This is a genomic window from Vibrio artabrorum (assembly GCF_024347295.1).
Lineage (GTDB): Bacteria > Pseudomonadota > Gammaproteobacteria > Enterobacterales > Vibrionaceae > Vibrio > Vibrio artabrorum.
In genome coordinates this window covers 149,171-172,187 of record NZ_AP025458.1, presented here as the reverse complement: position 1 = coordinate 172,187, position 23,017 = coordinate 149,171, and the positions used below count along the sequence as shown (strand labels likewise).

Sequence of the window (23,017 nt, the reverse complement as noted above, 5' to 3'; positions counted from 1 at the left end):
AAGTACAACTAAGTATTTAATTATAACGCTCTTTACTTTCGAGATTGAAGAAAATACTCTTCTCAATACTGATTTTACCTTCTGGTGTCACTGTTCTTATGCTTATACGACTTATATACACTCTTATATTGTCACTAGCCTCACCGCTGCTTCTGTATGGGCTTTATAAGAACAAGCCCGGAAAACCACGTTTTGGTCAGCGTTGGAAAGAACATTTCGGTATTACACCACAAATTCAAGGTAAAAATCCTATCTGGATTCATGCCGTATCGGTTGGTGAATCTATTGCCGCCATACCAATAATAAAGCAATTGAAGCTGCGAGATCCAAACCAAGCCATTATTGTCACCACCACGACCAGCACAGGCGCAGAGCAAATAGAAAAGCTTGGTGATTTGGTCGAGCATCGCTACATGCCGATTGATTTTTCTTGGTGTGTGCGAAGCTTTCTAAAATCAGTTAAACCAAAGCAGATGTTGATTATGGAAACTGAACTTTGGCCAAACACACTGCATTGCGTGGCGAAAGCTGGCATTCCCATTTCGGTACTCAACGCTCGTCTATCGGAACGCTCATGCCAGCGTTATGCTAAATTCCAAGCCATTTTTGACCTCTTAGCCAAAAACCTCTCTCAAGTACTTTGCCAATACCCAAGTGATGCAGAACGTTTTATACGATTGGGATTAGATAAAGCATCGGTGCATGTGACTGGCTCGATCAAGTTTGATATTGACGTCTCAGCAGAACAAGTATCAAAAGGCAAAGCGTTACGTGAACAAATAGGCTTTGAGCGCGATGTCTGGATTGCAGCAAGCACTCACCAAGGTGAAGATGACCTTATTTTAGACGCTCATAGACAACTTCTACAAGACAACCCGAGTGCGTTATTAATGATTGTGCCTCGTCATCCAGAGAGATTTAATCAAGTGACAGAACTGGCTAAACAACACCAATTCAACACCATCACTCGAACGAGTCAGCAACCCCTCACTGCTGATGTTGAAGTGTATATTGCGGATACGATGGGAGAAATGTTGGTACTACTCGGTGGTGCTGATGTCTGTTTTATGGGCGGAAGCCTTGTGGGCGCTAAAGTAGGCGGCCACAACCTTCTCGAACCCGCAGCCTTGCAATTGCCTTTACTGAATGGCCCTAGCTACTTTAATTTCAGCGAGATCACCGACAAACTGCTTGAAGCTCAAGCTGTCACTATTTGTCAAAACAGCAATGAAATGGCAAGCCAGCTCAGAGAGCTGTTCATCCAACCTGACTTGCGTAAAGAAAGAGGCTTAGCAGCTTATCAAGTGGTTGAGCAGAATCGAGGGGCGCTGAGTAACACCTTGCAACAGATTCTTGGTTAACAACCATTGAATTAACCTTGGTAGCCTTTTAACAACGGCTCCCAATCCGACTCCTGCCATTGAATCTGGCGCTTGTTCACCTCTTTTAAGAACGAGCGCTTTAGGCGATTCAAGTTACCGTCTTTCCAGTCATCACCCGCTTGCTGACCACACTTATCAAAGTCAATAATCCACACGGTTTGCGCACCATCAAGCAAGATATTATGAATGTTGAGATCGGTATGATTGACCCCAGCATCGTGCATCTTGCGTATCTCTTGGCCAATCTTACGATAAATATTCGCATCGATTGGTTTTGCAACCAAAACATCAACGAGATCTTTCGCATTAGGGATTCGTTCCGACATCAAATCAGCACGGTAAAATAGTCCACTTTTCGTCGCTCGTGCGGCAATCGGCCTCGGCACATTGACACCAGCCTTAGCCAATACGTTAAGAACATTAAGCTCCATCGCACAACGCGTGCTCCCCCAACCCAAGAAACGATATTGATCTTCAACGAGCTTTCCAAACAACCCGCCTCGACGATAATGACGCAACGCAGCTTGCATTCCATCAAGCTGAATAAACCATGTAGTACCACGACCCTGTGCACTTCCAGAAATGGCATCGTGTTGCTGCCAGTATTCAACCTCGAATATCTGAGCGATATCGCCCTTTGCTACCTGAGTAAGAAGTTTAGGGTCGTACCAAATTGTTTGATTGTTGGTGCTAATCGTTTCCATCGATGAGGCCTTTGGGTCGCTTTTCGTCATTGCTATTTTACAACTAATGCGAGTATCTGCATAATTCTGATGTTATTCACTTTTTTCGAGTACTTTATGTCACTGTTCTCAGCTGCACCTCAATCTCTTTGCATACTTCGCCTCTCCGCGATTGGCGATGTTTGTCATGCTATTTCTGTGGTTCAAGCCATCCAGAAGCAGTGGCCCGAAACGAAAATCACTTGGATAACCGGCAAAATAGAAGCCATGCTGATCGGCGATCTACCCGGTATTGAAGTGATTATTTTCGACAAGAAGCAAGGCTTCAAAGGAATGCGTGAATTATGGCGTCAACTGTCTGATCGTAAATTTGATGCGCTGCTACACATGCAAGCTGCACTCAGAGCCAGTGTACTGTCTTGGGGAATCAAAGCGAAATATAAAGTAGGTTTTGGTAAAAATCGTACTCGTGAAGCACAGTCACTCTTTACCAATCACCACCTGCCTATTTCAGACAAGTTCCATGTATTGGATAACTTTGCCGAATTTGCCCGCTATATTGGTGTACCCTTCGATAAGCCTCAATGGGATATCCCTTTAACAGCGGAAGACGAACAGTTAGCAATCAGCACCATGGCAGACAAACCGACCTTGGTTATCTCCCCTGCGGCTAGCAAAGATTCTCGCAACTGGCTAACAGAGCGATACGCCGCGATTGCTGACTATGCTATCGAACAAGGCATGCAAGTGGTGTTATGTGGTTCTCCAGCGCCAAGAGAAGTCAACCTAGGTAACGACATCGAAAAATTATGCCAGTCGCCAATCACGAACTTGGTTGGCAAAACGAACTTGAAACAGCTGACTGCCGTACTCAAACATGCAACGGTAGTGTTGGCACCTGATACCGGGCCAGCGCACTTGGCAACCACACAGTCGACCCCGGTCATCGGCTTGTACGCACACAGCGATCCTCGTAGAACCGGCCCTTATAATGACCTTGATATCGTGGTCAGCGTTTATCAACAGCACGTAGAGGAGCAACAAGGTAAACCCGTCGCAGACCTTCCATGGGGAACTCGTGCTAAAGGCGATGATCTGATGAAAGACATCACACTCGATATGGTCAAGCAGCAACTCAACAAAGTGTTAAACTCTCGCCAAACATCAAGCAAGGACAGCTAATATGACTACACACGTTATCTACCCAGGAACTTTTGATCCTGTGACCAATGGTCACCTTGATATTATTGTTCGTGCCGCAAGCATGTTTGACCATATCACGGTTGGAGTCGCTGCAAGTCCAAGTAAAAAAACCATGTTTGAGTTAAATGAACGAGTTGAACTGCTGCGTGATGCTGTGGCTCACCTACCTAACGTATCTGTTGAAGGGTTTTCTGGATTACTGGTCGACTTTGCTAAACAGCAGCAAGCCAACGTATTAGTACGCGGTTTAAGAACAACCATGGATTTTGAGTATGAGTTTGGTCTCACTAGCATGTACCGCAAGTTATTGCCGGGGCTTGAAAGCGTGTTCCTTACCCCTTCAGAAGAGTATGCCTTCCTCTCTTCAACCATTGTTCGTGAAGTCGCTATACACGGTGGGGACATTAGTCAGTTTGTACCACAGAAAGTCGCAGACGAAATCAAAATAAAAACAGCCAAGTGACTCTCTTTGTCTACCCCGAAAAACAAAAATAGCGCTCATTAAGCGCTATTTTCATTTCAAAGCTATCAATTACTACAGCGAATAATAGGCTTTATACCAATCCGCGAAAGCTTTCGCTCCTTCTTGGATTTTAACTTGAGGCTTGTAGCCAACCGCTTCAAACAGATCTTCCGTATCAGCGTAAGTTGCGTACACATCACCCGGTTGCATTGGCATGAAGTTCTTTTTCGCTTCAACGCCTAGAGCACTTTCTAATGCTTCGATGTAATCCATCAATTTAACCGGGCTACCATGGCCGATGTTAAACACACGATACGGCGCAGAACTGGTCGCTGGTGAGCCTTGCTCTACCGTCCAATCTGGCTGCTTGGCTGGAATACGATCTTGAACACGAATGATACCTTCAACAATATCATCGATATAAGTGAAGTCGCGCATCATGTCGCCATTGTTGTAAATGTCGATCTCTTTACCCGCTACAATTAAGTTCGCAAACTTGAACATCGCCATATCAGGGCGGCTCCAAGGACCGTAGACGGTAAAGAAACGAAGGCCTGTCGTCGGCACATCGTATAAATGAGAGTAGGTATGTGCCATTAGCTCATTCGACTTCTTAGTCGCGGCATACAATGAGATCGGGTGGTCAACACTGTCTGCTGTGTGGAATGGCATTTTCTGGTTCAAGCCATAAACAGAGCTTGATGAAGCGTAAACGAGGTGTTCAACCTTGTTATGGCGACAGCCTTCCAAAATAGCTAAGTGGCCAACAAGATTACTATCAGCGTAGGCCATTGGGTTATCAATAGAATAGCGAACACCCGCTTGCGCCGCTAAATGAATGACACGGTCAAATTTTTGTTCAGCAAACAACGTAGCCATGCCTTCTCTATCAGCAAGATCCAGCTCGATAAAGGTTAGGTTTTCATGTTCGATACGTTTTAGACGGTCATGCTTTAAAGAGACGTCGTAGTAGTCATTTAAGTTATCAATACCGACAACCTCATGGCCTGCTGCACATAGTCGCTCTGATACGGCAGAGCCAATAAACCCGGCAACGCCAGTTACTAAATATTTCATTCTGTTATTCTCAATTCATATCATTAGTGTCATTGTAGCGATTAGCCCGCCCATCAACTAGCGTAAAAAAGTGAACATAGGTTCAGTTTTTTTATACTTGGCACTCTTCACAGAAAAACGTGTTCCGTTGGCCTATTTTCAGCTCTTGAATCAGAGCTTCACAGTGAGGGCACTTTTCGCCGGCTTTACCATAAACTTGTAACTCTTGAGCAAAGTAACCCGGCTTGCCATCCGCTTGTGCGAAATCTTTCAGAGTTGTACCGCCTTGCTTGATGGCGTTAGCAAGCACTTGTTTGATCTCTTGGGTTAATAAGACCCACTCTTGTTTTGTCACTTTGCTTGCCGAGCGCAAAGGGTTAATGCGTGAAGCAAATAGCGCTTCGTTAGCGTAGATGTTCCCCACACCCACCACCACTTTGTTGTCCATGATGAATGGCTTAACAGCAACTTTACGTTTCTCTGCCTTTTCAGCGATATAGTCTGCATTAAAGTCGTCAGTGAGCGGCTCAGGGCCAGAACCCAGTAAGACCGGGTGTATTTCGTCAGGAGCAGACCACAACCAAGCACCGAAACGACGTGGGTCATTATAGCGTAAGACTTTACCGTTAGTGAGCGTAAGATCCACGTGATCGTGCTTTGCTGCTGGGAAGTCAGCATCTAATACGCGCAGTGAGCCCGACATGCCGAGGTGAACAATGGCCGTGCCTGTATCTGTCTCAATCAATAGGTACTTTGCGCGACGTGAGATAGAACGAATCACCTGACCTTCTAGCTTTTTAAGCTCTTGTGGGATATCCCAACGCAGCTTTGGGGTGCGAAAGGTAAGCGTTTTAATGGTCTCGCCGACTAAATGAGGCGAGATCCCCATACGGCTTACTTCGACTTCGGGTAATTCAGGCATAATTAGTCGTCCAATATCAAGGAATTGTCTGAGCTAAGGTTTGGAAACAAGTAGCTCTTTTCAATAGACACCGCCAACCACTGATTATTCCAGTTTTTTAACAACCAGAACTCAGGCAATTGATAATAGGTAATACGCTGGGGCTCTTCTTGATGCTGATACCATACTTCAATAGTGTGTGGCGTATTAAGCTGAGGAGCCAGGTTGCTATAAGTTTTCGAATCGACTTCAGTACCTATAAGCTGTTGCCAGCGTTGCAATAACTCGCGAGCACTCACGCTTTGCTTGTTACCCGACTCTTGCATTTGATAAACCCAATCACCGTCTTCTAATACGATAGACCATTTAGCGGCATGCAAGGCCTGAATTTCTGCGGTTGGGTTTAAGAGAAAAGGGTAAGGGCTACTGATTTGCTGTTCAGGTTCGGGGTCTGGTTCGATAAGGTACATTTTGATCAATGTGGGAAGGTTTAACACCCCAATAAAAACAATCACGCTTAACATGAGTATGTTGTTCCATCGGCGTCCACGATATCTCATCTGATTCTGCTCATCTAACTATTTGAGCGATCAGTATATCGTGAAAAGGGGGACACTTTCTATGATGGGTAGCCCTCGATTAAATCTAGACCCAATGTGTATGGCTGTTACCTATCAAGCGCAGTATCGAATCCACGACTGATGGGATTCACAGATATGTGATTAAAAAGGTTGAAACGACTCAAATTTTGAACATAAAAAAACCCAGCGATTAAGCTGGGTTTTTCAATTCTGTCTTCTACTGAAGAAGAGCAAAAAAGCATCAATTACTTGATTTTAGCTTCTTTGTACATAACGTGTTGGCGAACTACTGGATCAAACTTTTTGATCTCAAATTTGCCTGGCATGTTACGCTTGTTCTTATCAGTTGTGTAGAAGTGACCAGTACCTGCAGAAGATACTAGACGAATTTTCTCACGAATGCCTTTAGCCATTGCTTAATTCCTCTTAAACGTTTTCGCCGCGTGCACGGATATCAACAAGAACAGCATCGATGCCTTTCTTATCAATAATACGCATGCCTTTAGCAGTTAGACGTAGTTTAACAAAACGTTTTTCGCTCTCTACCCAGAAACGATGAGTTTGTAGGTTCGGCAGAAAACGGCGCTTAGTAGCATTGCGTGCGTGTGAACGGTTGTTACCCGTTACTGGACGCTTACCAGTTACTTGGCATACTCGGGACATGAATGTCTTCTCCAATCGTTTCAGCTCGATATCAACCTTGGTGGCCGAACCTCTCTATAAATAAAAATAGAAGGTAAAAACCGTTATGGAAAATCCATACAAGGCTATCAAAGGTCGCGCATTATACTAACTTGACACGCATTGCTCAAGACCCGAACAGATCCTTTTTACGGATTTCGTGATCTTTTTTTGTGCAGCGCAGCTTGCTTGAGTAATCAGAGCTGATTTTAAGTCTAAAAATGTGGGCGGAATAATAGCAGATTTAACGTAACTAACAACCTAAAATGTGATTCAAATCCATCCACGCTCCGCAAAAGAGACCACTTCACCATCTCCAATGACAAAATGGTCGAGAATTCGGATGTCCACCAGCGCTAAGGCGTCGGTTAATCGTCGTGTAATTCGCCTATCTGCGGGGCTAGGCTCTGCAACACCAGAGGGATGGTTATGCGCTAGAATTAATGCTGCTGCATTATGATGAAGTGCCCGTTTCACGACTTCTCTAGGGTAAACCGACGCCGCATCGATGGTTCCTTCAAACATCACTTCATCCTTTATTACCCTATTTTGATTATCGAGGAACAGTATATAGAAGGCTTCTCGCTGGCGATCACGCAACATACTCGAAAGATAGAGCTTGGTATGACTTGGGTTGGTTAATGCATCTCCTCGAGATAACGTTTCCGCTAGATAGCGCTGCGTCATCTCTAAAACCGCCTGCAATTGAACATATTTAGCCTGCCCCATCCCTCTATGAGCACAAAACTCGGTCTCGGTTGCAGAAAACAGGTGGCGAAGTGACCCAAAATCTTTGATCAACTTATCAGACAGCTCTAACACGTTCATTCCTTGTGTACCGGTTCGAAGAAATATCGCTAACAATTCAGCGTCACTCAAAGAATCAGCGCCTCGACTCAATAACTTTTCTCTCGGCATCGATTCAAGCGGTATTTTATTTATCGGCATATAAAAGCTCGTCCGTTGGTCATAAACACGATCCTCTAGCCTAGTTTGTTTATGACCGCCGCACGGCCAGAACAATATAAAGAACACGAATGTCTAACAAAAAGATGTAATTGATAAGTTTGATAACACCAACTTGATGAGTGTCAACGCTGTTCACTCTCTGCTTCTAGGCACTAATCCTTTGTTCTGATATCGTTAGTCTCAGAGAAATTAAGGAACAGAATCATGCAAACATTAGGTAATCAACTGAGTAGCGCTGACCAACAAGGCCTAGCAGGAAAAAAAATCCTCCTTGGTATTAGTGGTGGTATCGCTGCGTATAAATGTGCCGAACTGACTCGACGCCTGATTGAGCGTGGGGCACAGGTGCAAGTCGTGATGACGAATGCCGCCAAAGAGTTCATCACTCCGCTGACCATGCAAGCCGTCTCTGGAAGGCCAGTATCTGATAGTTTGCTTGATCCTGCCGCGGAAGCTTCAATGGGGCACATTGAACTGGCGAAATGGGCTGATCTGGTCTTATTAGCGCCCGCAACGGCAGATTTGATTGCGCGCATGACAGCTGGCATGGGGAACGATCTACTGACGACTTTGGTTTTAGCGACCGATGCGCCAGTTGCGGTATCTCCAGCAATGAACCAACAAATGTACCGTCATCCTGCCACTCAAGAGAACATCGCAACGCTAAAACGTCGTGGTTGTGAGATATGGGGTCCAGCGGCTGGCGAACAAGCCTGTGGGGATGTAGGAATGGGACGCATGTTAGAGCCGATGCAGCTCGTGCATCGTTGTGAAGACTTCTTCCAGCCTAAGCCTTTAACTGGCCGTTCAGTCTTAATAACCGCGGGACCGACGCGTGAAGCTATCGACCCTGTGCGCTACATTACCAACCACAGCTCAGGGAAAATGGGCTATGCATTGGCTGAAGCGGCTGCGAAACAAGGCGCTATGGTGACTCTAATCAGTGGCCCGGTAACATTAGCGACACCAAACAAGGTTAATCGTATTGATGTAGACAGCGCACAACAGATGTTTGACGTCGTTAGTGCCCACGCTGCTCAACACGATATTTTCATCAGTTGCGCCGCGGTTGCCGATTATCGTCCAGAGACCATCGCAGGCCAAAAGCTTAAAAAGGTCGATGGCAAAGATGACATGACCATTCAGATGGTGAAGAACCCTGACATCGTCGCTTCTGTCGCTTCAATGAACGAAGATCGCCCATATACCGTCGGCTTCGCCGCTGAAACGCAAGATGTTGAGAAGTACGCGCGCGGCAAACTGGAAAGAAAGAACCTCGACATGATTTGCGCCAACGATGTCTCTGTCGAAGGCCAAGGCTTTAACAGTAGCCGTAATCAATTGCACCTTTACTGGAAAGACGGTGATAAATCCTTACCACTGGAGAGTAAGTACACACTCAGCCTTCAGATCCTCGACCAAATCCAGCAGCTTATTGATGTATAAACGCACAATGTGACGCTAACAATATACTGATACTTCTCGATTCTGTTGACCTAGCGCTTACAAAACTAGGAACAGAATCGAATGGTGTTTATAATCCCTGCTTCACTCAATCCTCATCTTTAGGAAAGGAAGTAAATAGATGGCTGGTACTCGAAAATCAAACCGTCGTGAAGAAATCCTGCAAGCTCTGGCACAAATGTTAGAGTCAACGGAAGGGGCTTCTCGTATCACAACGGTAAAATTGGCTAAGCAAGTCGGCGTATCTGAAGCTGCGTTATACCGCCACTTCCCAAGTAAAGCCCGCATGTTTGAAGGCCTGATCGAGTTCATTGAAGACGCATTGATATCTCGAATCAACCGTATTCTTGATGAAGAAAAAGACACTCTTGAACGTATCCGCCTCGTCATGCAATTGATCTTGGTCTTTTCTGAGCGCAATCCAGGCTTGACTCGTATTTTATCTGGCCATGCTCTAATGTTTGAAAATGAGCGTCTGCGTGAACGAGTCAATCAACTTTTTGAGCGTATCGAAACTCAGCTACGCCAAATTCTTCGTGAAAGGAAACTGCGCGAAGCGAAATCATTCCCAGTTGATGAGAAGATTTTAGCCGCTCAGCTGCTCGGCCAAGTTGAAGGCAGTCTCAATCGATTTGTGCGTTCTGACTTCAAGTATCAACCGACAGAAAATTTTGATGCTTATTGGGCTCTGCTAAGTGCTCAAATTAAGTAATCCCCCACTCTTAAGTGATAGGTTATGACGACGAAAACTTCTCCGGCTAGCAACACGACACAATTCGCGATGACTAAGCCACCTTTTACTCTGGCACTGCTCCACCCTAAATATTGGGGCGTTTGGCTTGGCTTTGGTTTATTGGCGCTTATCGTTAACGTGCTGCCTTATAAGATACTATTTCTGTTAGGGCGATCATTGGGAGTCCTCGGGACTCTCTTTGCTAAAAAGCGCGTGGCCGTGGCAACCCGAAATTTAGAACTCGCGTTCCCAGACAAGTCATCCGACGAAGTGGCTGCGATGGCCAGTGAAAATTTAAAAAATACCGGTATGGCGCTGATCGAAACCGGCATTACATGGTTTTGGCCAACTTGGCGCTTCCAAAGGCTCCTCATCGATAAAGACACCCAAGCGCTTCGTACTCACAGAGCCAATGGTAAAGGCGTTCTTCTCTGTTGTGTGCACGCCTTGAACCTAGAGATCACCGCGCGAGCAATGGCTGTTCTCGGTATTTCTGGGTTAGGTGTTTATCGCCCACACAGCAACCCAGCATATGAATTCATTCAACACCGCGGCCGAACTCAAAATGGCAATCGTCTTATTCACAGAAAAGATGTAAAACTCATGATTCGAATGCTGCGCCAAGGGGAGACCCTGTGGTATTTACCTGATCATGATTACGGCCGGAACAAGTCTGTATTTGTTCCTTTCTTCGCAGTACCGGATGCCTGCACCACAACGGGCACTAGCATTCTGGCTTACACTAGCCGATGTGCGCTTGTTCCCGGATCCGGATTTAGAAATGCAGAGGGCCAATATGAAATCATGGCCGACGAATCAATCGAAGAAAACTATCCACAAAAAGACAGCAAAGCTGCGGCTGCCTATATGAACCGCTATCTTGAGAAGGTTATCTTAAGGGCGCCAGAGCAATGGATGTGGCTACACAAGCGCTTCAAAACAATGGAAGACCCTGACGTTGAACGCGGTATTCGCTACAAATAAGTGAGCCTTGCTCTACCCCGTAATATTTAAGTCAAAAAAGGCCCGAAAGATAGTCATCTCTCGGGCCTTTTTGCTTTTGCCGTTTGGGAATTAGATGCCGTATTGAGCGCGGTACGCTTTTACTGACTCTAAATGTGCTGCGTCTGTGTCTTTCTCTTCAAGGAAAGTCACCAGATCAGTCAGGCTAACAATTGAGATAATTGCACAGCCGAAATCACGCTCTACTTCTTGGATCGCAGACAATTCACCTTTGCCTTTTTCTTGGCGGTCAATCGCAACCAGAACACCCGCTAAGTCAGCGCCGTTTGCTTGAATGATTTCCATCGACTCACGGATCGCCGTACCAGCAGTGATCACGTCATCCACTAACATGATGCGGCCTTCAAGTTCGCTACCAACAAGATTGCCACCTTCACCGTGATTCTTCGCTTCTTTGCGGTTGAAACAGTAAGGCGTGTCCACATCGTGGTGATCCGCTAAGGCAACCGCCGTTGTTGTCGCGATTGGGATACCTTTGTATGCAGGGCCAAATAGCACATCGAACTCAATGCCTGAATCCGCCAATGCAGCGGCATAGAAACGACCTAAACGTGCTAGGTCACGACCGGTATTAAACAATCCAGCATTGAAGAAGTAAGGGCTCTTACGCCCAGACTTTAAAGTAAATTCACCAAACTTAAGGACTTCTTTCTCTAGTGCAAATTCAATAAATTCACGTTGATATGCTTTCATGTTTTTCCTCTACGTTTATTCAATAAAACTTAACTTACGCTCTGCACTACTCTTTCGAGTTTTACAGACAAAAAAATAGCCCCTTATGAAAGGAGCTATCTAATAATTATTCTGCTAACGCCGACTTCTGCGCTTCAACAATATCAGCAATCCCCTTATTCGCCAGGGCTAAAAGCTGCATCAGCTCTTCGTGGCTGAACGGTTCACCTTCTGCAGTGCCTTGAATCTCAATCATCTTACCGTCTTCCGTCATGACAACGTTCATATCGGTATCGGCTGCTGAGTCTTCAACGTACTCAAGGTCACACAGTGCTTGTTCACCAACAATACCCACAGAAACTGCCGCTACGTGGCCTTTCATTGGATTCTTTTTCAGTTTACCGCTTGCCAGAAGAGTGCTGATAGCATCCGCCATTGCAACGCTGGCACCTGAGATAGACGCAGTACGAGTACCGCCGTCAGCTTGGATAACATCACAATCGACAGTGATCATGATTTCACCCATAACTTTCAGGTCAACAACAGCACGTAGGCTACGCGCGATCAGACGTTGGATCTCCATCGTACGACCCCCTTGCTTACCGCTCGCTGCTTCACGACGGTTACGCGTGTGTGTTGCACGTGGCAGCATGCCGTATTCAGCCGTTACCCAACCCTTTCCTTGACCTTTTAACCAACGCGGCACGTTTTCTTCTACCGTCGCATTACATAGAACTTTAGTGTTGCCGAACTCAACTAATACCGAACCTTCAGCATAAGCCGTGTAGTTACGAGTAATTTTAATTGGACGAATTTGATCTACAGCGCGGTCATTTGGACGCATCGGTATCTACCTTATTAACAGTCTGAAGTGATTAACTATCGAAAGAGTGCATCACCTAAGAAAGGGGTGAGACAGTTTTGATTGGGGCAAGATTATATAGCAGTTTATCGTGCAAAGCTATCCATCATCAAAGGCGATAGACTTCGGGTACACCCCATACCGTGCTACTATGTGTGCGCGTTATTTTCAGAATGATAAAAGACAGGAAAATTCGATGATTTATAGTATGACCGCGTACGCACGCAAAGAAGTAAAAGGCGATTGGGGCAGCGCAGTATGGGAAATCCGTAGTGTTAACCAACGCTACCTAGAAACTTACTTTCGCATGCCTGAACAGTTCCGTGGTTTAGAGCCAATCCTACGTGAGCGCTTCCGTAAGCGTCTCGCGCGCGGTAAGGTTGAATGTAACCTACGCTTTGAAGCGAACCCAGCCGCGAAGGGCGAACTCAGCATTAACGAAGGTTTGGCACAACAAGTCATAAATGCCGCTAACCAAGTCATGACGATGACGGGTGAAAACAGCCGTTTGAACCCATTCCAAATCATGAACTGGCCTGGCGTGATGGAAACACCCGAGCAAGACATGGATGCCATCAACAAAGACCTACTTGAAGCGTTCAACGATGCCATTACAGAATTCATCGATGCTCGTGCTCGTGAAGGTGAGAACATGAAGGCGCTTATTGTACAGCGCTTAGATGCAATCACAGCAGAAGTCGTGAAAGTTCGTGCACGCATGCCTGAAATCCTAGAGTGGCAACGTGAACGTCTACTCAATAAATTTGAAGATGCGAAAATTGAACTGGAAGGTTCTCGTGTTGAACAAGAGCTTATCTTGCTAGCACAGAAGTCAGACGTAGCAGAAGAGCTAGACCGTCTAGACTCTCACGTGAAAGAAGCAAATGTCGTATTGAAGAAAGGTGGCGCTTGTGGCCGTAAGCTAGACTTCATGATGCAAGAGTTCAACCGCGAATCAAACACGCTAGCGTCTAAGTCTATCAGCACAGACATCACCGCATCGGGCGTCGAGCTTAAAGTTCTTATCGAACAGATGCGTGAGCAAATTCAGAATATAGAATAGATTCCCCTCTACTCCACACACTTCCACAAGGCCCTTACTTATAAGGGCCTTGTTATTTTCACCATCTATATACATCCATGAAATTCATCAACAGCCATGAAAAAACGGGGAGTATAGTGGGTAGCACTTTGCTATTTACTCCCCACCGTAGTATAAATATCACAACATACTCCCCACCTCTGGAGGGTGATGTAATGATAACTTCGATTAGAGCTATAAATTCAAGGAGATAGAGATGGGTAATCTCACTGTCAACCAAGTTAAGGCGATAGTAAAAGACCAAAAAACAGGTCGTCATGCCGATGGTGATGGTTTCTATCTAATGATTCCTAGAGTAGGTCGACCATACTGGATGCTAAGGTACACCCTTTTTAAGAAAAGAAAGGAAGTGACTATTGGCAAGGTAGATGAGCTTTCCCTTGCAGATGCAAGGTTGAAAGCCGCTGAGCTTCGAAAACAAATAAGCGAAGGGATTAATCCAATTGCAGAAAGAAAACGGAGTAAGCAAGCCGATATACAAATAATCGATGACCTCTTCGAAGACTGGTACAAGGAGCTATCCAAAAGGCTCAAGCACCCCAATATACCTAAGCGTATCTACCAGAAAGAGATTTCTCCACAAATTGGTCAATACACGTTGAAACGTGTTACACCTTTAGATATCCGCAAAATCATCCAAATAGTCGCTGACAGTGGCCGTCCAACCACAGCTAACGACACGCTAATGTACTGCAAGCAGCTTTTTAAACACGGTATGAAGATTGGTGTTATTGAGTCTAATCCTGCACTAGCATTTTCTAACTATGATGCTGGTGGCATTGAAGAGAGCCGAGATCGGGTCTTAGAGCTTGAAGAGATTAAACATGTTTTTTCCATCTTCAACCAAAACATTTATAGTTTCAATCGAGACAACTACCTAGCTTGTGCTCTGCTTCTTTGTCTTGGCGTTCGTAAATCAGAGCTAACAGAAGCAAAGTGGACTGAGTTCGATCTAGATAATGCTTTATGGCACCTACCAGCGGAGCGAAGCAAATCAGGGACAGGTTTCACTATTCCGCTTCCGGAGCTGTGCGTAGAGTGGTTTAAAGAACTGCATATGCGAGCTTGTCGTTCGGAGTACGTCTTCCCAAACAGAAGGGAAAGCAAAGTACCTCACATGGGCAAAGACACACTGAACAGAGCTATTTCAAAGCTATTTGGTCGAGAGCCCGGTCGTAAGGTACAACCACCAAATAAAATGGGCGATATCAAACATTTTGCGGTTCACGATCTACGCCGCACCTGCCGTAGCCTACTCGCTTCGGTAAAAGTTCCTAGCCATATCGCAGAGCGCTGTTTAAATCACAAGCTGAAAGGTGTTGAAGGTATCTATGATCGATATGACTACTTGGAAGAGCGCAAAGAAGCACTGGAAAAAGTCACCGATCTAGTAAAAGTCTATATGAAGAGAGATGATCAATAAAAAGAAAAAGGATGCAATTAGCATCCTTACTTTAAAAATTAACAAAGCTTAATAAATGCTTTAATTCCCAACGAGTTAATAAACATTCAATGTGTCATCCTGCGTCAACCAACAACTCTTTGAAAATTAGGGATAAAGCGATAGTACTTTATATAATTTTCTATTTTTGTTTTCGCTTTTCGTGCATTTCTATCCAGCTTGAAAGGTAAAATATCAAGATCGAAATCACCCTCTTGGCAAGGCAAATGCCTATTTATTTCAGCTCGTTCCTTCAATGTAATATCTGGGACGTTTATTTCTTGAATATCTTTCCACGACTCAGCCATATACGGCCAATTTGCTAGATGAGAATCGTTTAATAGTGACCACAATGAATTTTCATGATTTTCTGGAAGAATTATTCCTGTCACAGTCAACATTTGGTGTCGATTATCAATGTAACGAAACTGCGTTAACGGCACATAAACCAACTCTTCTAGCCCTAAAGCATCCTCAGTTGCTCGCATAAACATGTCGGAGATAGTCAAAGCAAACCTATCCATACCTGAAACATCATTAGGTGTTAGATTTGCACTAAGTTGACTACAATTAGCTTTAGTTTGAAATGCCTCCAATGGAGTTACCGCTGAGTTACCTTTAAGACTATCTGGGTTAGCATTAAAGGTAACTTTAAAGATATCATACTCTTTCAAATTCTCAATTAAGCTAACACAATCATTGATCTGCGCCCCCCACTTAGTATCTGTGTAGTCCAACCAGATTATAACGGGATCATCTTCATTGAAGTTGTTAATATAGTCACTAGTAGAGCCTTCCCAGCACTCAATACATGAGTAAGGTTTGTTGAAATCTTGGCGTGTCAGAACAGCAGAATCTCGCTCAATAGAAACTAGCTTAGTCAGGCCTAGTTCATGATGCAAAGCTTGATGATCAGCAAGCATTGGACCACCAAGACTAATATATTTATAGTTTTTCAAATCTCTACCTAAAGCTAGATTGCCCAGCAAGTCAAAGAATATTCTTCTTTCAATAGCCTTATTTGTCCTCAAATGGTATGGAATGCTACCCCCACTCATTTAGTTGCCTCCATATAGACAAAATCAAAACATGACTCACCAATTTGATTAGGGGTCGCATCTGATTCCAAATTTAGATACTCACAAACAATCTCAACTTTTTCCTGTGGCTTTTGGAAACTAATACGCTTATTAGATTCAACATTCTTCGGAACTGGTAGTGTTGGCTTGAATTTAGATTCAGAAGATCTATTTCTAACTTTCGTCCACTTATCAGGAACAGCTGAAAATTCTTCAATAACTTTTAGCGGAGATGCCACTTCTGACTTGCTCAATCTATTGTTACTTTCGCTAATCAGCTCTTGGCCTTTCCATTTATTGGTATAGTCGATAAACAGTTTAGTGCCCTCGACCATATGTTTCCTAACTTTCAAAAATAGTGGTGATGATATATCCACACCGCGTTTGGTCGTCGTAATTGGGAGTTTCTCTGGATACTTGGATTTAAAGTAAACGATACCGCTTATCGCTATAAATTGAGTGTGATATCTAGCATAGTCAGAGCCCCAACCAGTAAGCTCTGTTTTATCTTTAAAGACTACAATTCGATCATTACATACAATAGTCCAACCAGCATCTCTCGTATTATGCCTTGCTTGCTGTTTATCGTTTTCTTCTTCATTTTCACTCGGAAGTGGAGAATAAAAGCCCACAATAAGCTTTACATCTACTCCGTCTATTTCACCTTTGAAGATATAAGGTTGAATTGCTTTACCTTGCGTATCGACTCTTTCATAGCGCATACTTACTGGCATAGGATTTATAGGTTCACCATTAACCTTAACGCTGAAACCTTTATCAATAATATAGCTATAAGCAAAGACTATTTTGTTAACTAGCGTCGATTGAAAAGTGCTCTGCTTAAATTGGTTAGAAATATCTTTTTGTACCTTAGTTATCTCGATCTTTGTCCCATGTTCATTTTCTCTAACTAGAGAAGGTTGAATAGGAATCTCCCAATCATGATCACTATTCAGCCATTCCTCATCAATCTCTATTGAAAATGAATCGGTATCACTGTGAGCAGTTGATATTTTGCAATGCCTACCTATCTTAAAAATAGAACGTTTCATACCGATGCCATATACACCGACGGTTGCTAGGTTCTCCTGCGGAGCATCTTTAGGTCTCCCCATTCGAAATGCGTAAGCAGCACTCTGGATGGGAATACCACCGCAGTTGTCTTCAATCGTAAAAGAGTTTCTATCAAAATTAATGTTTACCCAGTAACCATTATAATCAATTTCATCGGGATCTTTTTTCTGAGATCGAGTTACACCATCAAGACAGTTGTCTAGTAAATCTAAGATAGCATCTTCAAGATCGATATCTCGTGTCAGCATATCTACGAAAAAGCGCTTCGTGGGTGTAAAATTTGCTTGTGGTATTTGAGACACTTTAGTTACCTCTAAAAAGTAAGCTGCGAGTTTAAACAGCTACCGTATATTCCTTGGAACAGGTGATAAGACACCAGTGGTGAGACACTATTGCCTATCTTCCTGAAGCTGTAAAACTAGGTTGGATTAAAAATTAATCGAAAAGCCTTTTAACCTAGCAACCTTATATAACGACAACAACTCGTGGGTTCGAGTGTTAATTAATCTGACAGCTTGATGACTTCCTTTCTTGGTACTAGCTTGCGATTTAGTATAAAAGCTTTCCCATTCCAATCATTTAACTCTGCTTATCTTATCGACAGAATCCTAGAGTGTCTCATCATATCGTTTCATAACTCTTGGAGTGTGGGTTGTATCAAAAAAACACATATATGATTACCTTTAAGCGATCAAAGAAGCACTGGGGAAAATCATCACTATAGGTAAATGCTTTATAGTAATCAGATAACGTTCAAAAAAGAAAAGAGGGTGCGACTGCACCCTCTATAACTCAATTGGTTGTATAAGAAAATCAGGCACCATTTAAGTTTGGCTTGCCATCAGCTAAAAATTCTAACAACTCTATTGTCGCATCACGCATACTAAACAAGTCATTCGCATTACCCAAAACACGATTCCCATGAACTAATCCATTGAGAACCGGAGCCTCTTGTTTAAACCTTTTAGCACATAAAGATAAGCGCTTTTTCATATCAGAAGGGTACAGGCTATCATTATCAACTATCCACCCTGCGCACATAGAAAGATCCAATGTACGTTTTTTGACATAATCGCTATCGTGCTGCTTTTTGCGTCCCTCACCTTTTGTATAGTAATGCTCTTTGATTTGATCATGTAGCGAATGTTTTTTCGCAAAAGCTTTAAACGCGGCTTCAAAAAGTGAGCGATAAAGTAAACTAGCAGAGTTTGGTACTTCCGAGATCACAATCGTCGTGGCTTCAAGAGCTAAATGATCAAAAATCGCGTCTCCACTCATTGGAAAGTAATCTGGAAGTATGGTTTTCCAAGACTTAGAATGCTTATTTGAATTGTTTCTCGCTGCTTTGACGCTATTTTTAGCAGTACTTAATGTAGGAGACTTAGTTTCTTTTGGAGCAAGAAGGGTTGTAATTGAGGTATTGTTAGGATTATTTTTATGTGTTGTTAAAGTTGAAGCAGATACATTCGATCTATCTAACTTTTTGACGCCAGTTTTAGCGGCAAAAATTTGCTTACGTTGTTCTTCTGGCAACGATTTGGTTTCTTTATTCGTCCATATATTTATCAACTTTTTAGCTTTCGAACGATACTCTTTAGCTAAAGGCTCGACGTTTTCCCTAATCTTGATAAAAAGAGGACTGAATAACTTAACATCAGTTTTAGCCGTATTCCAAGGAAGATCCTTAGGGCTAGAACCGGTTACATGGGCTAAACATACAAAGCCGCCATATTCGGAGTGCCAGTTAGTGGTAAAACCATGCTTTTTCTCTCTGCTGGCTTCAACAATAACGCGGTCATTAAATATGTAATATACACCGTATTGATCAGTTAGCTCTTCATTACATTTCGGCGTATGTCCATACTCTCCTGGAAAAAGATAATTTGCATGGATGCCTGTTTCAAAATCACATGAGACGCCTCCAAACTCGAATTTTTGTCTCAGTGGAGCTATCAGTTCATTCCTCAACTGAGGCACTGTGGGATTAATAAAAGATGTATCGGTTAAAGAATCTAAAGAACAAACGACTTTAATTTTTAGTCCCTTACTAATAAAAATCGAATAACGGACTTCTAAGCTCTTAACTAAGGAGTTAATCCAATCGGCATTATGTATTTGTGATGTTGTTTCTTCGTATAAAGAAGAAACAACAAAGACGGTGCGAAGTCTATCTGTTGATGGTGAACGCTCAGCCAACAACTGTACATCTCCATCAGAAGCAAAAGCTGCCATGTCAAAACGAGACTTATATTGATAATCCCCATTATCAGTTATCATCCCATAACGGCTACCGGCTTTTAATAATGCTCGTTTTAGCCCAAGTCCATAATATCCAATACCATACTTATGGTCAGAACGTCGTCCTGTGTAAAAGGTGTTTTCTTCAAGAGTTTGAGTCCCGACTCCGGTGCAATTATCCTCTATTAAGATGCTTTCTCGAGAAAATCTCAATTTAATTTCATAGCCAGAATAATTACTTGGCAAACCACGAGAATCTGTTTCATGGGGTCCATTAAGAATTTGATCTCGTGCAGCATCGATGGAGTTATCTATCAAGTCAAACAATGCATCAGTAAGTTCAATATCAGTAGTCAACGTGTCAGCTAAAAATCTAGGATCAATTCCCGTTTTTAACCGCACAACCTCACGATGCTCCTTGTTGTTCAATGATTTTACTGAAGTATTTTGTTCCATCTAGCCATCCTAAAATTTATTAAATTGCTTTTGCTATATTCTGCGTACTCATTAACCGACTCTTTATCAAACCAAGTATTCTTCGAGAAACAAGCGGAGAAACACTATTACCAATCATCCTAAAACTATGCCACTTGGTAGCATGAAAGGTGAACCAGTCAGGGAAACCTTGAAGTCTAGCGGCTTCACGCACTGTTATAACTCTCCCTGAATTAGGATGAATAGGACGAACAGCTTGATGACTCCCTTTATCAGTTCCAGTACCAGCGCGAAGAGTTGGACAAAAACCATTGAGTTCTAGTTTTTTTGCTTTACTGGTTTTATCTATTTGTCCTTGCTTTAGGCGCGTATACCTCTCTCGTACTGTAGGCGTATGTCTAGTGTCAAAGTTTCCGGAAACTAATCCTTGAAATAACTTTTTATTCATTTCAGGGTCTCCTAACCCTTTAGGTGGAAAACTTCTCATCAACTTTGCATACTCCGACAAGTCCCTCTCAGTTCTATATGTAGTCCAACCAAAATCTGTTTTATCTTTTGTTTGAGGTATAGGCTCGTTGATATCTAAAATAGCTTCCCCAACCGTAGTCCTTTTAGAGTTTACCGGAATTAACTCCGTTTCATGAATCTCAGAAACAAACTCCGGCATATAACCAACAACGATTACTCTCTTTCGACTCGTAGGCGCCCCATAATCTAACGCATTCACGACTACCGGTTGAAGAACCTTATACTGGGGATCTATTATTTCGAGTGCAGCATCAAGTTCATATTTATTCTTATCATCAAGCAATCCTTCAACATTCTCCATGACAAAGAATTTAGGCTTAATGATGTTGATCGTTCGAAAAAAATGAGCAAGTAATGTTCTGCGAGGGTCATTTGTATCTGAGTGCCCCATCCTGCTATAACCTTGACAAGGAGGGCCACCGATTACACCATCAATTTGCTGTCTATTTAGAATCAGCCCCCAAGACTCCGAGTCCATTTGAGCGATATCACTCAAAAGAGTTCTAGTTTCAGGAAAGTTTCTCGAATAGGCCGATTGCAAATTAGCCTCAATATCAACTGCTACAACCGATTTAAAACCTGCTAACTCAGCCCCCAGACCAAAACCACCACATCCACTAAACAAATCGACTATTTTCAGCTCATTATTCATTTTTAAATATTCTCTACATCATCTCTTTAATAGCATTTTACTGAATATAAGCTTTATGTCGACCGTCCCTTTGCCCAAAGCATTAAAATTTCTAAAAAATTGAGGTAACGTCAGGGAAATATGTCTAGCTCAGTACCTTAGACTCTAACCGCATCACTTGTTGCATATTACCTTAAAATCAAAGCTGAGTTCTATGAACATTACTAAATACATAAAACTACCCACATAATCTTGTATTTTTGCCCAAAACAAAAAACAACATCCACCTCAATCCAAAAATCTTCAGGCATATGTCATCAATGTGAAACCCCATCATTGATTCCGACAGGAGCTTGAAATGAATCCCAAAACTTCCGATTACCAAAAGCAGCAACGCTATCAGGAAAATGAAATCCTAGAGCATGCCGCTGAGATACTGGCTACACGCTACGTGCGTGGTGATGCCCTAACCAATCCTGATGCCACTAAAGAGTATGTGCGCTGTAAGCTAGGCAGCCATGAGCGTGAAGTGTTTGCCTTATTGCTACTGGATAACCAAAACCGACTGATTGAATTTAAAGAACTGTTTCAAGGAACGGTGGACGCCGCCAGCGTCTACCCGCGAGAAGTGGTGAAAGCGGTATTAGAAGTAAATGCAGCAGCGGTGATATTTGCCCATAACCATCCATCTGGAGACTCAAAGCCGTCTCAAGCCGATAGACGCATAACCGAAAGACTCAAAGACGCGCTCGCACTAGTGGATGTTCGAGTGCTTGACCATATCGTGACGGGCAAAACCTGTACATCATTTGCAGAGAGAGGATGGTTATGATTGAGCTACATTATGGTGAGCTTTCTATTGATGATGCTTTACATGCGTCACTGGAAGCACTTCTGAATAGATACAACATCTTGGACAATGCGGAACGACTCGTATTGAACTGCCGCCAAATGAGTTACTACCGACATCGACAAGGTTTGCACCCCATTGAGGTGCAGCTTAAACGTGAGTCAGGCTCAAGCCCTTGGCTGGTGGTGTTCTTTGCCAGCTTCTCTTATCCCGATGACAACAGCACAACCGTTGAGCCTGAGTTGTACTTTCATCTGGCTAATCGCTGGTGCTATCAACCTGATGTGGGGAGCACGGATTTATCCCACCCAGAGGTACAAGAGCTGCTCTCGGTATGGATGAAAGCCTTTGTTCGCCATCTATCCAGAAACGTCTTTGATGACGTTCAACTGACGATGGTCGGCACGTTCCAATAATTCTCACTCTGTATTTCTTATTTGAATCCTGAAACAAGGAGGACTCACTATGTCTAAATTAATCTTCACTGCATCCTTACTACCTGTGTCTAAGAAACTGCATAAGCTGTTAAGTGAACAGCTCACCGCTCATTTGCTGAGCAATGAAGCACTGACCACCAGCCGTTATCTGGTGTTTAACTTTCGCGATAAAAGTTACAGCGCGGAAGAAGGCGGGTTCCATCCGGTTGAGATGGCGATTTGCCAAACCTCAACAGGGGAATGGAGTATTGAGTACATCACCGACTTTGCTTATATGAGGAATTACTATCCAGAGCTAGAGCGCAACTTGGATTTTGATTTTCGGGTTGGACAGTTCTTTGTGGCCTATCGTGGCTGGCTACCGATGCAAGGTAGCCGTGATGCTAAAGAGCTGTATCGGCTATGGGAGAATAACTTTCTTGCCTATGTTGATATGGACTCCTACAACGAGATAGCCGTCACTCCGCAATAACTCATGACCTCCCTCCTTCTACAAACCATCAAACTTGTCACTGCCCTCATCACGTTG

24 protein-coding genes are annotated in these 23,017 nt (G+C 43.5%); 11 read left to right on the top strand and 13 right to left on the bottom strand.

Annotated elements, in window-relative coordinates:
* The first annotated feature begins 98 nt into the window (after positions 1 to 98).
* Entirely contained in the window at positions 99 to 1,361 is a 1,263-nt protein-coding gene (gene waaA / locus OCU36_RS00795) for a lipid IV(A) 3-deoxy-D-manno-octulosonic acid transferase (protein WP_261838622.1), read from the top strand.
* 11 nt (positions 1,362 to 1,372) lie between these two features.
* Here the strand turns inward: waaA and OCU36_RS00790 are convergent, their stop codons facing one another.
* A complete protein-coding gene (locus OCU36_RS00790) occupies positions 1,373 to 2,086 on the bottom strand; it encodes a 3-deoxy-D-manno-octulosonic acid kinase (RefSeq protein ID WP_261838621.1) in 714 nt (237 codons plus the stop codon).
* 96 nt (positions 2,087 to 2,182) lie between these two features.
* Here OCU36_RS00790 and OCU36_RS00785 point away from each other — a divergent pair, with 96 nt between their 5' ends.
* Positions 2,183 to 3,247: a glycosyltransferase family 9 protein gene (locus OCU36_RS00785; RefSeq protein WP_261838620.1), complete on the top strand. Its 1,065-nt coding sequence runs from the start codon at positions 2,183 to 2,185 to the stop codon at positions 3,245 to 3,247.
* Position 3,248: 1 nt separating this feature from the next.
* Positions 3,249 to 3,731, top strand: coding sequence for a pantetheine-phosphate adenylyltransferase (gene coaD, locus OCU36_RS00780; protein WP_261838619.1), 483 nt, complete (start codon positions 3,249 to 3,251; stop codon positions 3,729 to 3,731).
* Positions 3,732 to 3,803: 72 nt separating this feature from the next.
* Here coaD and OCU36_RS00775 read toward each other — a convergent pair whose 3' ends face one another.
* The 6 genes from OCU36_RS00775 to radC (OCU36_RS00750) all read right to left on the bottom strand — a co-directional run bounded on the left by OCU36_RS00775 (position 3,804) and on the right by radC (OCU36_RS00750) (position 7,898).
* On the bottom strand, positions 3,804 to 4,808 hold the full coding sequence (locus OCU36_RS00775; protein ID WP_261838618.1) for an NAD-dependent epimerase: 1,005 nt from the start codon (positions 4,806 to 4,808) through the stop codon (positions 3,804 to 3,806).
* Positions 4,809 to 4,899: 91 nt separating this feature from the next.
* A complete protein-coding gene (gene mutM / locus OCU36_RS00770; RefSeq protein ID WP_261838617.1) occupies positions 4,900 to 5,709 on the bottom strand; it encodes a bifunctional DNA-formamidopyrimidine glycosylase/DNA-(apurinic or apyrimidinic site) lyase in 810 nt (269 codons plus the stop codon).
* 2 nt (positions 5,710 to 5,711) lie between these two features.
* The gene (locus OCU36_RS00765; RefSeq protein ID WP_261838616.1) at positions 5,712 to 6,248 is read right to left on the bottom strand and encodes a hypothetical protein; all 537 of its coding nucleotides are present in this window, start codon (positions 6,246 to 6,248) and stop codon (positions 5,712 to 5,714) included.
* Between the two features lie 266 nt (positions 6,249 to 6,514).
* Entirely contained in the window at positions 6,515 to 6,682 is a 168-nt protein-coding gene (gene rpmG / locus OCU36_RS00760; protein WP_002535344.1) for a 50S ribosomal protein L33, read from the bottom strand.
* A 13-nt stretch (positions 6,683 to 6,695) separates the two neighbouring features.
* Positions 6,696 to 6,932, bottom strand: coding sequence for a 50S ribosomal protein L28 (gene rpmB, locus OCU36_RS00755; protein ID WP_004728407.1), 237 nt, complete (start codon positions 6,930 to 6,932; stop codon positions 6,696 to 6,698).
* A gap of 291 nt (positions 6,933 to 7,223) precedes the next feature.
* Positions 7,224 to 7,898 carry a RadC family protein gene (gene radC / locus OCU36_RS00750; RefSeq protein WP_261838615.1) on the bottom strand — a complete coding sequence of 225 codons (675 nt, stop codon included), beginning with the start codon at positions 7,896 to 7,898 and terminating at the stop codon, positions 7,224 to 7,226.
* 225 nt (positions 7,899 to 8,123) lie between these two features.
* Here radC (OCU36_RS00750) and coaBC point away from each other — a divergent pair, with 225 nt between their 5' ends.
* From coaBC to lpxL, 3 genes are all read left to right on the top strand, one after another.
* On the top strand, positions 8,124 to 9,365 hold the full coding sequence (gene coaBC, locus OCU36_RS00745) for a bifunctional phosphopantothenoylcysteine decarboxylase/phosphopantothenate--cysteine ligase CoaBC (protein WP_261838614.1): 1,242 nt from the start codon (positions 8,124 to 8,126) through the stop codon (positions 9,363 to 9,365).
* Between the two features lie 139 nt (positions 9,366 to 9,504).
* Positions 9,505 to 10,095, top strand: a complete 591-nt coding sequence (gene slmA, locus OCU36_RS00740) for a nucleoid occlusion factor SlmA (protein WP_261838613.1) — start codon at positions 9,505 to 9,507, stop codon at positions 10,093 to 10,095.
* A 24-nt stretch (positions 10,096 to 10,119) separates the two neighbouring features.
* The gene (gene lpxL, locus OCU36_RS00735) at positions 10,120 to 11,100 is read left to right on the top strand and encodes an LpxL/LpxP family Kdo(2)-lipid IV(A) lauroyl/palmitoleoyl acyltransferase (RefSeq protein WP_261838612.1); all 981 of its coding nucleotides are present in this window, start codon (positions 10,120 to 10,122) and stop codon (positions 11,098 to 11,100) included.
* A gap of 90 nt (positions 11,101 to 11,190) precedes the next feature.
* Here the strand turns inward: lpxL and pyrE are convergent, their stop codons facing one another.
* On the bottom strand, positions 11,191 to 11,832 hold the full coding sequence (gene pyrE, locus OCU36_RS00730; RefSeq protein ID WP_261838611.1) for an orotate phosphoribosyltransferase: 642 nt from the start codon (positions 11,830 to 11,832) through the stop codon (positions 11,191 to 11,193).
* Between the two features lie 106 nt (positions 11,833 to 11,938).
* Complete coding sequence (gene rph / locus OCU36_RS00725) at positions 11,939 to 12,655, bottom strand: ribonuclease PH (protein ID WP_261838610.1); 717 nt, start codon at positions 12,653 to 12,655, stop codon at positions 11,939 to 11,941.
* A 214-nt stretch (positions 12,656 to 12,869) separates the two neighbouring features.
* On the opposite strand from rph, the gene OCU36_RS00720 reads away from it, so the two are divergent.
* Both OCU36_RS00720 and OCU36_RS00715 read left to right on the top strand, forming a co-directional pair.
* Positions 12,870 to 13,736, top strand: a complete 867-nt coding sequence (locus OCU36_RS00720; protein WP_261838609.1) for a YicC/YloC family endoribonuclease — start codon at positions 12,870 to 12,872, stop codon at positions 13,734 to 13,736.
* Between the two features lie 235 nt (positions 13,737 to 13,971).
* The gene (locus OCU36_RS00715) at positions 13,972 to 15,198 is read left to right on the top strand and encodes a tyrosine-type recombinase/integrase (protein ID WP_261838608.1); all 1,227 of its coding nucleotides are present in this window, start codon (positions 13,972 to 13,974) and stop codon (positions 15,196 to 15,198) included.
* 104 nt (positions 15,199 to 15,302) lie between these two features.
* On the opposite strand, the gene OCU36_RS00710 is transcribed toward OCU36_RS00715, so the two are convergent.
* The 4 genes from OCU36_RS00710 to OCU36_RS00695 form a co-directional block, all read right to left on the bottom strand.
* Positions 15,303 to 16,274: an O-methyltransferase gene (locus OCU36_RS00710; RefSeq protein WP_261838607.1), complete on the bottom strand. Its 972-nt coding sequence runs from the start codon at positions 16,272 to 16,274 to the stop codon at positions 15,303 to 15,305.
* Entirely contained in the window at positions 16,271 to 17,671 is a 1,401-nt protein-coding gene (locus OCU36_RS00705; RefSeq protein ID WP_261838606.1) for an ATP-binding protein, read from the bottom strand. Before OCU36_RS00705 ends, OCU36_RS00710 begins: the two co-directional genes overlap by 4 nt.
* A 511-nt stretch (positions 17,672 to 18,182) precedes the next feature.
* Positions 18,183 to 20,063 carry an ATP-binding protein gene (locus OCU36_RS00700; protein WP_261838605.1) on the bottom strand — a complete coding sequence of 627 codons (1,881 nt, stop codon included), beginning with the start codon at positions 20,061 to 20,063 and terminating at the stop codon, positions 18,183 to 18,185.
* Positions 20,064 to 20,082: 19 nt separating this feature from the next.
* Positions 20,083 to 21,222: a DNA cytosine methyltransferase gene (locus OCU36_RS00695; RefSeq protein WP_110168265.1), complete on the bottom strand. Its 1,140-nt coding sequence runs from the start codon at positions 21,220 to 21,222 to the stop codon at positions 20,083 to 20,085.
* Between the two features lie 337 nt (positions 21,223 to 21,559).
* On the opposite strand from OCU36_RS00695, the gene radC (OCU36_RS00690) reads away from it, so the two are divergent.
* The 3 genes from radC (OCU36_RS00690) to OCU36_RS00680 are packed head-to-tail and all read left to right on the top strand — an operon-like array spanning position 21,560 to position 22,960.
* Positions 21,560 to 22,033, top strand: a complete 474-nt coding sequence (gene radC, locus OCU36_RS00690; protein ID WP_261838604.1) for a RadC family protein — start codon at positions 21,560 to 21,562, stop codon at positions 22,031 to 22,033.
* Entirely contained in the window at positions 22,030 to 22,467 is a 438-nt protein-coding gene (locus tag OCU36_RS00685) for a DUF2787 domain-containing protein (RefSeq protein WP_261838603.1), read from the top strand. Before radC (OCU36_RS00690) ends, OCU36_RS00685 begins: the two co-directional genes overlap by 4 nt.
* A 49-nt stretch (positions 22,468 to 22,516) precedes the next feature.
* Entirely contained in the window at positions 22,517 to 22,960 is a 444-nt protein-coding gene (locus tag OCU36_RS00680) for a DUF2787 domain-containing protein (protein ID WP_261838602.1), read from the top strand.
* The last annotated feature ends 57 nt before the right edge of the window (positions 22,961 to 23,017 follow it).

Bases quoted from the DNA above. Each gene is read 5' to 3' on its own strand.
- waaA (WP_261838622.1), top strand. From the start codon at position 99: ATGCTTATACGACTTATATACACTCTTATATTGTCACTAGCCTCACCG.
- OCU36_RS00790 (WP_261838621.1), bottom strand. From the start codon at position 2,086: ATGGAAACGATTAGCACCAACAATCAAACAATTTGGTACGACCCTAAA.
- OCU36_RS00785 (WP_261838620.1), top strand. From the start codon at position 2,183: ATGTCACTGTTCTCAGCTGCACCTCAATCTCTTTGCATACTTCGCCTC.
- coaD (WP_261838619.1), top strand. From the start codon at position 3,249: ATGACTACACACGTTATCTACCCAGGAACTTTTGATCCTGTGACCAAT.
- OCU36_RS00775 (WP_261838618.1), bottom strand. From the start codon at position 4,808: ATGAAATATTTAGTAACTGGCGTTGCCGGGTTTATTGGCTCTGCCGTA.
- mutM (WP_261838617.1), bottom strand. From the start codon at position 5,709: ATGCCTGAATTACCCGAAGTCGAAGTAAGCCGTATGGGGATCTCGCCT.
- OCU36_RS00765 (WP_261838616.1), bottom strand. From the start codon at position 6,248: ATGAGATATCGTGGACGCCGATGGAACAACATACTCATGTTAAGCGTG.
- rpmG (WP_002535344.1), bottom strand. From the start codon at position 6,682: ATGGCTAAAGGCATTCGTGAGAAAATTCGTCTAGTATCTTCTGCAGGT.
- rpmB (WP_004728407.1), bottom strand. From the start codon at position 6,932: ATGTCCCGAGTATGCCAAGTAACTGGTAAGCGTCCAGTAACGGGTAAC.
- radC (WP_261838615.1), bottom strand. From the start codon at position 7,898: ATGCCGATAAATAAAATACCGCTTGAATCGATGCCGAGAGAAAAGTTA.
- coaBC (WP_261838614.1), top strand. From the start codon at position 8,124: ATGCAAACATTAGGTAATCAACTGAGTAGCGCTGACCAACAAGGCCTA.
- slmA (WP_261838613.1), top strand. From the start codon at position 9,505: ATGGCTGGTACTCGAAAATCAAACCGTCGTGAAGAAATCCTGCAAGCT.
- lpxL (WP_261838612.1), top strand. From the start codon at position 10,120: ATGACGACGAAAACTTCTCCGGCTAGCAACACGACACAATTCGCGATG.
- pyrE (WP_261838611.1), bottom strand. From the start codon at position 11,832: ATGAAAGCATATCAACGTGAATTTATTGAATTTGCACTAGAGAAAGAA.
- rph (WP_261838610.1), bottom strand. From the start codon at position 12,655: ATGCGTCCAAATGACCGCGCTGTAGATCAAATTCGTCCAATTAAAATT.
- OCU36_RS00720 (WP_261838609.1), top strand. From the start codon at position 12,870: ATGATTTATAGTATGACCGCGTACGCACGCAAAGAAGTAAAAGGCGAT.
- OCU36_RS00715 (WP_261838608.1), top strand. From the start codon at position 13,972: ATGGGTAATCTCACTGTCAACCAAGTTAAGGCGATAGTAAAAGACCAA.
- OCU36_RS00710 (WP_261838607.1), bottom strand. From the start codon at position 16,274: ATGAGTGGGGGTAGCATTCCATACCATTTGAGGACAAATAAGGCTATT.
- OCU36_RS00700 (WP_261838605.1), bottom strand. From the start codon at position 20,063: ATGGAACAAAATACTTCAGTAAAATCATTGAACAACAAGGAGCATCGT.
- OCU36_RS00695 (WP_110168265.1), bottom strand. From the start codon at position 21,222: ATGAATAATGAGCTGAAAATAGTCGATTTGTTTAGTGGATGTGGTGGT.
- radC (WP_261838604.1), top strand. From the start codon at position 21,560: ATGAATCCCAAAACTTCCGATTACCAAAAGCAGCAACGCTATCAGGAA.
- OCU36_RS00685 (WP_261838603.1), top strand. From the start codon at position 22,030: ATGATTGAGCTACATTATGGTGAGCTTTCTATTGATGATGCTTTACAT.
- OCU36_RS00680 (WP_261838602.1), top strand. From the start codon at position 22,517: ATGTCTAAATTAATCTTCACTGCATCCTTACTACCTGTGTCTAAGAAA.